Below are 3799 nucleotides of genomic sequence, written 5' to 3' on the forward strand. Positions count from 1 at the left end.
ATGTCCGCGGAGCCGGCTGGCTTATGCTTAAATCAACGGAGGGTAATCCGCATGAGGCTGCGCTATTTCCGACTGGTGGTTGTTCTTGTTGCCGTGTTCTTTTGCCTGACCGGCACGGGGAGGCCAGCATCGAGCGCTGAAGGCGGTGCCAATATTCAGGCCGTAGCCGAACGCGCGCGGCTTCCCGAGTGGCCCCTGCCCGCCGTTGTACTCTATGTTGCTCCGGACGGTTCGGACGCGGCTCCGGGCACTGCCGAGCAGCCGTTCGCGACGTTGGAGCGGGCGCGTGATGCACTACGTGAGCTGAAGCAAGAGGGCCGGTTCGCGCAGGGCGGCGCGACGGTGGTCATACGCGGAGGCCACTACCAGGTGTCGCAGACATTTGCGCTGACTGCCGAAGATTCCGGCGAGGCTTCGGCTCCGATCCGGTATTGGGCTGCCGACGGCGAGACGCCTGTGTTCAGCGGCGGGATTCGTGTCGAAGGATTCGCGCCGGTGACCGGCGAGGCCATTCTGGCGCGGCTTCCCGAAGAGGCGCGCGGCAAAGTGATGCAGGCCGGCCTCGCGCAGTTCGGGATCGGCGAGTTGAAACCGCTCCGGCTGGGCGGCTTCAACAGCGGACTGGGCTTCAAAACGCATCCCGTGATGGAATTGTTCTTCGACGGGAAACCGATGCCTTTGTCGCGCTGGCCCAACGAAGAGTTTGTGCGCGTTGCGGACGTTGTCGTGAAGGACGGCCATACGGCTCATGGGCGCGAAGGAAGCAAGACCGGGCGGTTGTTGTACGAGGGTGACCGGCCCGCGCGTTGGAAGGATGAGCATGCCGTTCTGTTGTACGGGTACTGGTTTTGGGACTGGGCGGACTCGTATGAGCGGGTCGCGTCGATCGACACCGAAAAGCGGGAGTTCGTGCTGGAAGAACCCTACTGCGGGTACGGGTACCGCGCGGGCGCGCCGTATTACGCCATAAACGTGCTCAGCGAGATCGACATGCCAGGCGAGTGGTACCTGGACCGCCCCAACCGCATTCTCTACTTTTATCCCCCCTCGGATCTGTCACAGGCGGCAGTCGAACTTTCGGTCTCGAACTTTCCGTTCGTCCGGACCGACAACGTCTCGTACACGTCGTTCAAGGGCCTGGTTTGGGAGCTTGGCGGCGTAAACGCGGTCGAGATTCGCGGCGGCAGCAACTGTCTGGTCGCGGGCTGTATCGTGCGGCGCTGCGGCGGCGACGGCATCGTTGTTGCAGGGGGGAACTCGCACACGCTGCTGGGTTGCGACGTGTACTCTCTGGGCCGGGGCGGGCTGGTAGTCTCGGGCGGCGACCGCAAGACGCTGACGCCCGGGAATCACCTCATCGAGAACTGCGACGTTCATGAGTTGTCGCGCATCGACCACACCTACACTCCCGCGGTCCTGCTTAATGGCGTCGGGAACCGCGTCGCGCGCAACCGGCTCCACGACATCCCGAGCAGCGCCATGCGCATCGAGGGCAACGACCACGTGATCGAGCTGAACGAAATCTATCGCGTGGTGCGGGAATCGGACGACCAGGGCGGCGCCGACATGTTCGGGAACGCGACGTACCGCGGCAACGTCTTCCGGTACAATTACTGGCACCATATCGGCAACCAGACCAATCCCCAAGAAGCTCCTGCATGCGGGCAGGCGGGCATCCGGCTCGACGACGCGATTTCGGGCACACGGATCTACGGGAACATATTCTACCGTGCCTCCGCCGGAAAACTAGGGTTCGGCGGCGTGCAGATCCATGGCGGCAAAGACAACCTGGTCGACAACAATGTCTTTGTCGAGTGCATGGCGGCTGTGAGCTTCTCGGCGTGGGGCGAGGCCCGTTGGCGGCAATTCGCGGCCAACGCCATGGGATCGCCCCAGATCGAGCCCGTGCTCTACCTGAAACGCTACCCCGAACTCGAGCGGCTCGCCGAAGACCATGACGTGAATACCATCGCGCATAACCTCGTGCTGAACTGCGGCGAGTTCATCCGGCGCGACAGCGGGCGTGGAGTCCTCACGGAGAACATCGTCACGACGGCAGACGCCGTCTTGACGAGCGAGTCAGGCCTCAGCCTCGGCGCGCTCGCCCCTGTGCTGAGCCAGCACGGCCTGGCGCCCATTCCGTTCGCGGAGATCGGACTGTATCAAAGCGAGGTGAGGCCGTCGGTGGCCGGCGGGCGCGCGGAAGGGCAATAGGGCGCCACTGGAAGCCATCACGTGCTCCGCGCCGGATATGCCAGTCTTTTTCTGAACGCGGCAAAAGCTTCGCGGGCAGTCTCTTGCGCCCGGGCGCGGATGGTGTTGAGCGTGTCGAACTCGTCGAAAAGCACGCGGACAACATCGGGGTCGAGCTTTCGGTTGGCAACCATGTCGGCCAGCACCGCGCGGGCTTCGGGTTCAGGCATGCCTTTCCGGTAGGGCCGGTCTTCGGTGATGCCCACAAACACGTCGGCGACCGCCAGTACGCGCGCGCCCAGGGGAAGCAGGTCGGCGGTGTATCCAAAAGGATAGCCGCTGCCATCAAGGCGTTCCTGGTGCAGGGCGCTCCAGGAGGTGAGCAGGTCCAACTCCGGGAGAGGGGCGAGTGCGTGGAAGGTGTAGTAGACGTGAGACCGCATCGTGTTCCATTCGTCGTCGGTAAAGCGATCGGGTTTCTCGAGGATCTCGAGCGGCACGGCCAGCTTGCCCAAGTCGTGAAGGTGGGCAGCGAGTCTCAAGAGCTTTTGTTCGGCTTCCTCGAATTCGAGGCGTTGGCCGAGAGCTTCGGCCACGGCCGCTAACCCGCTGGTATGAGTCGCTGTGAAGGGACTGCGAAAATCGATCAACTGGCACACAAGCTCGCCGAATTGGAGCAGTTCGTCCTGCGTGGCCACGCGGCGGGACTTCTTGAGACAAGCCGCGAGCGGCCGCTCGACGGAGCGCGAGATGACATCCATCCAGATATTGTCTCGATGGGCGAACGCGAGAACCGCGTCGGTCAGTTCAGGATGGAACCATGCGACCCGGCGTTCCCGGATCTTCTTACAGACCGATGGAACCCTGCTCAGGGCGCGAATATTCTTGGGGACCAGGACCGAGAGGCGATCGGCCAGGTGAATGATGTGGCTCGCCAGGGGCACGGTCACTCCATCGCGTTGGCTCCCTTTCCCGTCGTCCCAACGCACATGATGGAACCGGATGATGCCGGCGGCATCCGAGAACGGTTCGAAACGCCTGAGAATCTCATAACCCGTGCTACAGTGGTTGTCGGGTTCTCGATACTCGAAATCCAGAATATCCAGCCGTTCATCAAGGGAGAAGGCGCCGATGTCGTGCAACATGCCCGCAATCACCAGGGTCCGGCTCTCCTCCTCGGGCAGCCCCAAGCTTTCCGCAATGCGCAAGGCGAAATACGCGACACCGAGATGATGCTCGGCCAGAGCGGGGCTCATCATGTCTATGGTTTTTGCGAGCGGAATCAGCAAGTCTGCTAGACTGACGTTGATACTGGATGCATCCATGGCAACTCCCTTATTTCAAGGTGGATAGCACCGGCTGGCCGTGCCCTTGAACATCACTCTACTACATCCTCGGGTAGCGGCGCACCTCAATTCGTCTGGCCTATGCGTCTCCGATGTGGGCACGTCTCTCAAGAGAGGCACTTCGGAGCAGCGCCCGGGAGAACAGGCAAACCAGCCGGGTCAAGTGCGGCAAAAGGCTTCCTCGAGAACCGCGATACGGTAACAGGAGCGGCGACAACGTGTTGAAAACCTTGGTTTTATTATGGTAACATCAATTTTCG

At 62.0% G+C, this 3799-nt stretch carries 2 protein-coding genes; one reads left to right on the plus strand and one right to left on the minus strand.

Features of this window, described 5'->3' with window-relative positions; all coding sequences use genetic code 11:
* Positions 1–51 precede the first annotated feature (51 nt).
* The gene (locus PLJ71_22580) at positions 52–2214 is read left to right on the plus strand and encodes a right-handed parallel beta-helix repeat-containing protein (GenBank protein ID HQM51474.1); all 2163 of its coding nucleotides are present in this window, start codon (positions 52–54) and stop codon (positions 2212–2214) included.
* A 17-nt stretch (positions 2215–2231) separates the two neighbouring features.
* Here the strand turns inward: PLJ71_22580 and PLJ71_22585 are convergent, their stop codons facing one another.
* Positions 2232–3518 carry an HD domain-containing protein gene (locus PLJ71_22585; GenBank protein ID HQM51475.1) on the minus strand — a complete coding sequence of 429 codons (1287 nt, stop codon included), beginning with the start codon at positions 3516–3518 and terminating at the stop codon, positions 2232–2234.
* Positions 3519–3799 lie beyond the last annotated feature (281 nt).

Source organism: Candidatus Hydrogenedentota bacterium (assembly GCA_035416745.1).
Lineage (GTDB): Bacteria > Hydrogenedentota > Hydrogenedentia > Hydrogenedentales > SLHB01 > UBA2224.